Consider the following 7,620-nt stretch of genomic DNA (forward strand, 5'->3'; position numbering starts at 1 on the left):
GATCGCTCAAGCCTTAACTGCACAAACTTTGTTGATCATCAATTGATCGTGTCAATTAGGGGCGGGTGAACGGTTACCTTTCTGGCACCCCATGGCATCTATAGTGACCAGACAGCCCTTGATTTCAAGTAACTTCAGAAGCTCTGGAATAGCGGTGATTTCGTTAGATTTCTCTTCTATTTTCACCTGCCCCAGCACGACGTTATTAGCGGCAGAAAAGGCACTAACCATGTGGATAGCCCCTTGCCGTTTGGCTTTGTCATATGAACGTCTAACGGCCTTCCCATCGATAGCGACAACGTCACCTTGGGTTATCTCGTGACAACCTTTCATCCATTCGCTGAACGCTGTCTGAAAGCGTTTTGCACTGATAGTACTCATAACTCGGGCAATGGTATCGTGTGCTGAAATTTCCCGTATGAACTCGCCATATTGCCGCAACTAATCTAACCGTTCATGCCCAAAATCCTCGACTTCTTCCCAACCTTCTGCTCCTGCAATAACCCCACAAATAGTGAGAAATAAAATATCAGTTAACAGATGGTCGACTTTCCACTGTTGTCTCGGCTCTCGAATAATCGACAGTTGCTCAATCAGGCTATGTGCGTTCATCTTTACTTTCTGCTGTCTTAAAAATAAGCATAAGATCACAGACTGTTGATTAAGGGAAGATTTTTGTTTCCAATATTTCTACAAAGCCCATTAGAGCAGGGGGTTTCATGATCTTTCCCTGGCATCAAAGCTGTTTAGGGGGCTGAGTCACGGTACTCGAAGCCCGAACCTCCGCCACCGTGGAATTCCTCACAGCGCCATTTACCGACCATATCTTCATCAAGCCGAAACTGAGCAAGCCTCGGTTGACCAAAGCATCATTGTACTGCTTTCAATTGATGATCGTGCTGCTCGATTTGTCCATGATACTGCTCCCTGATTGATTGTCACGGGATCAGATCAACGACCAGTCAGAAGGTTTCTTGAGATTTGTTCACAACGCCCAACCAGCAGAGAATCGGCGTTCTTCAACTCATGGGGCACCAGGTGGGCGATCACCACTTAGAAGTAAAGACTTAGCCTATATATTGCAGTATGGTGCGTAGGGTAGCATGGTTCTCGATGATATCGATATGCATCACAGAGACGTCACCGCCAGACTGAAGGGGATGAGCGTTGCGCTCAGAGGGCTGACCATGGGTGGCCCAACGAGTGTGGGCAATACCGGTATCGCCAGCCTGGAGGCTCGAACTGGGTGTAGCCCAACTCTTGCACCTTGCAGACACGGCTCAGCCTTCCCAATTAACCTTCGGTGTTCAGCCCCCCTCAGAATCGTAACCCCGGTACTCCAGCCGTTTCATGCCTCTACCAGGATCTCAGCCAAGTCTCGTTGCGCTACCACGCCGACAATGCCACACACTATTTTGCTTCCTTCAATATCTGCTTCCTTACCCACCAATCTCGATCAGTTTTTCGAGCATGTCGGAGGACAACTTTTGTCGGCTAAATTGATTTGCTGCAACTAAGCTGTTTTTCCCAATGGTTTTGTATAGCTCGTTGTCGTTGGCTAATTTAACGACAGCATCAGCTAGACGACTCGGAGACTCAGGAGGGACAACCAGTCCTGATCCAGTCTGCTCGACAATTTGAGTCGCTTCACCTTCTGGAACCGCCATAATGATTGGCAAACCCATCCCCATGGACTCGAAGATCTTTGAAGGAATAACGGTTCGGAACAACTCACTGTCTTTCAGATTTGCCAAAGAGACATCACAGAGGCTCCAGACTCTCGGCATCATTTCCTTAGGTTGTCGTTCAACAAAGAGCACATTACCCAAATTCTGCTTCTCTGCATAAGCTCTAACTTGCTCACGCGCAGCCCCCCCCCCGGCGAAAAGAAAGACAATATCTCTCATATTCTTCAGTTTCTGTGCGGCATCTACCACACTTTCGAGGGCATGGGCCATACCGTGTGTACCCACGTAACCCACAACAAACTTGCCTTTTAAGCCATACTTAGCCGCAAGTTCTGGATCTTTGCGGGTTACGGGCGCATATTTCTCCAAATCAACACCATTTAACACAACGGCGATCTTTTTGCCGTCCACACCACGCTCGACTAGCTCTTGCTTGAACGAATGGGTCACAGACACAATGGCATCGGCTCTTCGATACAAGAACAATTCTAGTTTTTCCAAAAGCCGTATAGCCAAACTCTCTTTCATAGCTCCGACAGCAGTAATTGACGCTGGCCAGATATCCCTTAACTCGAACACGAACGGCTTGCGTTTAAAGACAGAAAGCAACCAGCCCCCAACTGCTGTAAAAAATTGGGGTGACGTGGCAACGATCACATCGGGCCGCCTCTGGAACAATCCAGCAACAAAGCCTGATGCCATAAAAGACATATAGTCCAAAATCCGCTTAACAAAGCCCTCATTGGCCGTGATATAGGTTTTCACTCGTACCACGTTAATGCCATCAATATTCTCCTTTTTATACCAGCAATTCTTGTACCCAGAAAAAACTTTTCCTTCCGGAAAATTCGGTGCGCCTGTGACTACTGTTACTGTATGGCCTGCTTCCACCCAACGTAGCGCATGCTCATATGTTCGAGTCGCTGGTGCGTTACCTTCAGGTGGAAAGTTATCGCTCAAAAACAATATATGCATGATTATTATCTAATCCCAATCAATACTTATCGTAAGTGTGGGCGAATTAAACGTCACCACAACTTTCTTACTCTTAATGCTTAAGCCGAATTCAGGGTGCCAAGTAGAGTCTTCTATATTGGCACAGCCATTGGCGACACGCAGACGACACTTTTGACCTCCTAACAAGGTGAGTATATAACCACCATGCATCGCCTGAATATCGACCTCTGGATGAATATGGTAGTGAGCTTGGGCCTTGGAGAATTTTCCCTCTAACCGATCTCTAATCACTACCCTTTTACTATCAAATTGCCACTTCCTGTGATGCGTCACATTGCCGTTTAACCGTCCATAACCATTATGAGAACAACTTACGGAAATCCCATCACTAACATTAATAACCGGCGTTGATGGATAAGCCCTCCTAGCCACCCGGAAACCTCCCCATACCTCAGATGAGTCCCGTTCATCCACGGTAACAGTGTTATGCGAGGCTGTTTTGCGTTGCCGAAGACGTTCTTCACTTAGGCCGTAACAACCGGTTCCTGAGTTGACGAATAAACGCTGGTCAAATAACGAAAGTTCAAAAGACAAAGTATCCGCATGAGCATGACCGGGTATATAATCCGGACCAACTCTTGCACAATCTAGGAGTGCCACACTGTCGTTGCTGTTGACTCTTATGTAACCAGTATCAATGAAGTGACTAAGCAAAATATCTTTGTATGATACTACCTTGCTTCTATCTACGGAATGTATCTCCATTGCACAAGCGTAGTCAATCAGTCCTTTTGCTGACGGAGCGATTCCAATGGCTGAGTCGTTAAACAGACTTACTTCGCCATCCGGGTGAGTCATACACTTCATCCAACCAATCATGGCAGCAGCAGTCTGTCGCCATACCGTAATTCTACTATTCAGTAGTGGATGATTGTAGGTATTAGCAAGGTTTATAAGATCCAGAAGATCTTGAAGCTGGATATTGTGATACATGGGACTAAGTTCAAAGTTGCCGCCATCCAACTGCACCTGCTCTTCCAATTCTTTATCTAAGATCGAAATACCTTTTTGCAGCCATTTCTCAGCAATATCACCATCAAAATACAGACCAGCAAATATTAGTGCCTTACCATTTGCAAAGAGGTGATTACCAAGAAGGTGGTACTCTATCTGTTGGCTTAAAACATAAACTTGTTGTGCAAGGCTACTTAGCCATAGCTCCTTGACATCAGCACCATTTAAAAACCATTTAATCCAATTAACAATACGTAGAGACTGCGGATATGGTTCCCACCCATTGCCATAAGGAGGTGGATTTTCATTGATCCATTTATCGACCAAATCACTGTGTAAATAATTTCGTTTACTCGCATCAAGTGCAACTAGATCTTCAAAATAATGGAGATTATAAAGCCAAAGCTTTTCTTGATCTTTATCATTCCACCCTGAAACATCATGTACAACTCCGACTCTATTCAAGAACTTAAATTCATTTTTCAGATTCATAGAGCGGTTGCCGAGATATACAGGAAGCCAATTACGGCTTGTATTTCTCAGATTAAGATCAGATGCCACCTCTGTATCTAAGCGCCGTAACCGTCGTCTAATCCTGTCTGCAAACTGAATAAAACGAAGGTGACGAAGTGTATGAAAATATAATGATGTTTTAGTGATAATATGCAGGAAACGCTTAACGCCGAACAAAGAACCTCCCTTGGCCTTAGGCTTCGTTGATTGAAACCGAGACTACACTGCAAATGTTGTAGCCCTGAGTTTTGCTTATGCGTCGTTATGAAATCCCCGATGAAACATCGGTAACTGACTAGCCTTTACTACCAGAAGAAAAATCTCATTAACAAGTATGCCCTTGGTTAGCACAAAAAACCACTTTCAATGGCACTTTCTGGAATATTTGACTTAGCGCAGCATTGCGTGATACCCCTGAGCACTATGGGGACGGAAATTCGATTTACTGTGCTTCAAGCGAGGAACAACAACGCCGCCTTAAACTCCTTATAATCAAAGACGAGCATATTGGCTGGCGTATAGCTGCTATAAATAATTAAAAATATCTCATTTAAGCCGTCAACGAATGTTAACAATAACAAAAAACGCAAATTAATTGGTCAATCGATAAGTTCGTTGATTATAAATTTATGCTTTCCCCTACCAGTCAATGAGATTTCATCAACAACATTAGGGGTTAATATTATTTCTCCACCAAGCTTCGACTGAAACAATGACACAACCTTTGGTACAATGGATACATCATAATCCTTTGAGTAAAATTCAATATCTATTAAGCACTCTCCTACTCTTTTTTGACGAAACTGATAACGCCTTACACTATCAAATATATCATCATGCACATTAAGGGCTGTCATAGTTATATGAGTGCCGGACTTACCTATTAGGTATTCCTTGCCCCAACGACCAATTACTTTTGAGATCTCACTTACGTTACCAATGTCATCACAATGCGTCAATGCTTGGTCACCACTCCTATATCTGATTAGTGCCGTCGCCTTATTAACAAACCCCGTACCGACCAATTCACCGCCAACTATTTCAGTACAACCATAAAGCTTGTTACAACTAAGTTTAGCGCCAACTTCACCACCTGCGAATATAACACGCTCTGTCATGCCATAAAATGTAACAACTTTAGCTCCGAACGCTTTAGAAATTACATAACGCTGATCATCGCTACAGGACTCAGATACAAGCAAAACCAACTTAAATTTAAGGTCAATTCCATTCTTTAATATTAACTTGGCAAAATCTGATATTGCTGAAGGATATCCGTGTATCCAGGTAGCATTAAACCTTAATACATTAGACATTATTTCATCTATATTCGATTGACATATTTTAAATGGCGACACCTGCAATTCTTTATATAACGGATTATAATTGACCACCCTATTCGCAACTGTAGATACCCCCCTAAAACAAAGACGAGACTCATTTATATCAATGCCATTGGTGTATAAAAAGTGCGCTACAAATGCCCATTCCTTTCTAAAAGCTTCATTTGACATCAAAATCTTAGTTTGTTTTCCAGTTGTGCCACCAGTTGTAACAGAAAAGGATTTAACTCTATCTTTTGGACTAAACCAGCGCAGATCCTCGCATATCTGCTCCTTATCAATTATCGGTAATTTATAAAAATCTTCAAAACTACTTACATGACCTATCCTAGAACTTCTAGAAAAGTCTCGATAAAACGGAACGCTATCAATTGCCCAGTTACAATAATCGAACAACAACTGTCTATGGGCCCTTTCAACAATCTCTGATTTTTGAGCGTGAAACAAATGTAGTTTTTCTAGTTGCTTTCGATAAACACTTCCAAGAAACAACTCAAATGGTAAGTATTGAAGTGGCTTTGCGATTGTTGGTGGCAAATTATTATAAATGGATTTGACTTTACTTAATTTCATCTGACAAATTACCGTCTGTGATACTTTCCATTAAATATGTTACGCTAGGAATATTAACAGAAGGAATACTATTATGCGCCTGTTCAATAATCTCTTCCAATGAGGTTAAATCAGAAAAGTCATACGTTATGACACCATCTGGACGTTTTACGCAGTCACTTGCCAATACGGGCGTACCACAAACCAAAGATTCTAATATTGCTACAGAGTTACCATCCGTTCGCGTAGGCCTTATATATAACTTGTGACAAGCCAACTTACTTATAAAATCAACACCTTCTCCAATGTATTTCACACTAGAATATCTGAATTGCTTTGTATCTCGAAATTCTCCTGACACATCAATAATTGTGATTAAGAACCTATGATGAATCCTATCTACTATTTCAGCTATATAGTCAACTCCGTATATACTATAGATATCCTTCTTATTACCCGATGAAATATAGAATAGAATGTCTCTCTCCTCATCACCATTACTCTTAAACTTTTCTTTTTCCATTCCCTCCTTGAAAATCGGCGGACACAAAAAAGCTTTGTCATCAGACACTTGTTTAAAAGCAGTGTCGTTTAACACCTGGACATGATTTACAAACTTCAGAGAGATTATATTCCAAAGATTGCTTTTATCAAATTTTTCACCATGAACAACGAAAACCACCTTTTTAGAAAAAAGCCTCCCCAAAAGCACAGCCAAACATCTAAATAATGGCTTAGAATAATTTATATGCGAGACACTGTATTTTTTTACAGTACATAACGACCTAAAATTAGCTAGCACCACATTATAACCATGAAACTTCAATGAATTTATTAAATTCAATACTGAAATGGTAACACCTCCATGTGGAGGCGGCACTTTACCAAATATTAACCACGTGTTACCCATACATTTCCTACAAAAGAATAAACTTAATGATACTCAAAGAAACACCCGTGTTTAATAGGTGGCATCGACAACGTCTTTAAAACTAGCCCTTTCATTTGAAAAGCTTATTGTATATATGTATCAACCATCATTCATATAGACGTTGTTTTGACGCTTTCGACTCACATAAAACATTCGAGTCAAGATTTGACCTGAGAGTCACTCACAGTCAAAGAAACTCTGAGACTACGTCACCAGCAAAACGACAGAATTTTCCATTTACCACATCCAATATATTAATCGATATTTTATAAGTAAACGGCTTGCCAAATCCTTCTTCGACTAAGTACGTATGAAAGCATACTGACGACCGCTACTAAATCCCACAAAAAAATGCCGACATATAACTACCTTTAAGAGTTCGGGTAGCCTGAATGGTTAGTTTCAACTCCACTACAAGTTTCCTCACCCTATTATTTTCATTCCAAGGAAACCTATTGCGCGTCAGTCAGTACTGATGACCTAGCCAGCAACTTTAGCTCAAATCGCATTGAGTGTAGCTTTCAGGTTGTCACGGCCATAAAAGCGTAACCGTTCACCCGCCCCTAATTGACACGATCAATTGATGATCAACAAAGTTTGTGCAGTTAAGGCTTGGGCGATT

At 41.8% G+C, this 7,620-nt stretch carries 4 protein-coding genes and 2 pseudogenes; all 6 read right to left on the bottom strand.

All coding sequences use genetic code 11. From position 1 onward, the window contains the following. Window positions 1–78: 78 nt before the first annotated feature. Window positions 79–612 (bottom strand): annotated as a pseudogene (locus Q0796_RS17835) (ISAs1 family transposase); the annotation flags it as partial. 387 nt (window positions 613–999) lie between these two features. Continuing rightward, a pseudogene (locus Q0796_RS17840) lies at window positions 1,000–1,411 on the bottom strand (glutamine--fructose-6-phosphate aminotransferase); the annotation flags it as partial. 28 nt (window positions 1,412–1,439) lie between these two features. After that, window positions 1,440–2,663: a glycosyltransferase family 4 protein gene (locus Q0796_RS17845; protein ID WP_298445781.1), complete on the bottom strand. Its 1,224-nt coding sequence runs from the start codon at window positions 2,661–2,663 to the stop codon at window positions 1,440–1,442. A 9-nt stretch (window positions 2,664–2,672) separates the two neighbouring features. Then, on the bottom strand, window positions 2,673–4,349 hold the full coding sequence (locus Q0796_RS17850; protein ID WP_298445784.1) for an alginate lyase family protein: 1,677 nt from the start codon (window positions 4,347–4,349) through the stop codon (window positions 2,673–2,675). Window positions 4,350–4,771: 422 nt separating this feature from the next. Next, entirely contained in the window at window positions 4,772–6,088 is a 1,317-nt protein-coding gene (locus Q0796_RS17855) for a hypothetical protein (RefSeq protein ID WP_298445787.1), read from the bottom strand. Continuing rightward, window positions 6,075–6,977, bottom strand: a complete 903-nt coding sequence (locus Q0796_RS17860; protein ID WP_298445790.1) for a hypothetical protein — start codon at window positions 6,975–6,977, stop codon at window positions 6,075–6,077. Before Q0796_RS17860 ends, Q0796_RS17855 begins: the two co-directional genes overlap by 14 nt. Window positions 6,978–7,620: the final 643 nt, after the last annotated feature.

It is taken from the genome of uncultured Ferrimonas sp., assembly GCF_947489035.1.
GTDB lineage: Bacteria > Pseudomonadota > Gammaproteobacteria > Enterobacterales > Shewanellaceae > Ferrimonas.

Excerpts from the sequence above, each read along its gene's own strand:
- Q0796_RS17845 (WP_298445781.1), bottom strand. The coding sequence starts at position 2,663 with ATGCATATATTGTTTTTGAGCGATAACTTTCCACCTGAAGGTAACGCA.
- Q0796_RS17855 (WP_298445787.1), bottom strand. The coding sequence starts at position 6,088 with ATGAAATTAAGTAAAGTCAAATCCATTTATAATAATTTGCCACCAACA.
- Q0796_RS17860 (WP_298445790.1), bottom strand. The coding sequence starts at position 6,977 with ATGGGTAACACGTGGTTAATATTTGGTAAAGTGCCGCCTCCACATGGA.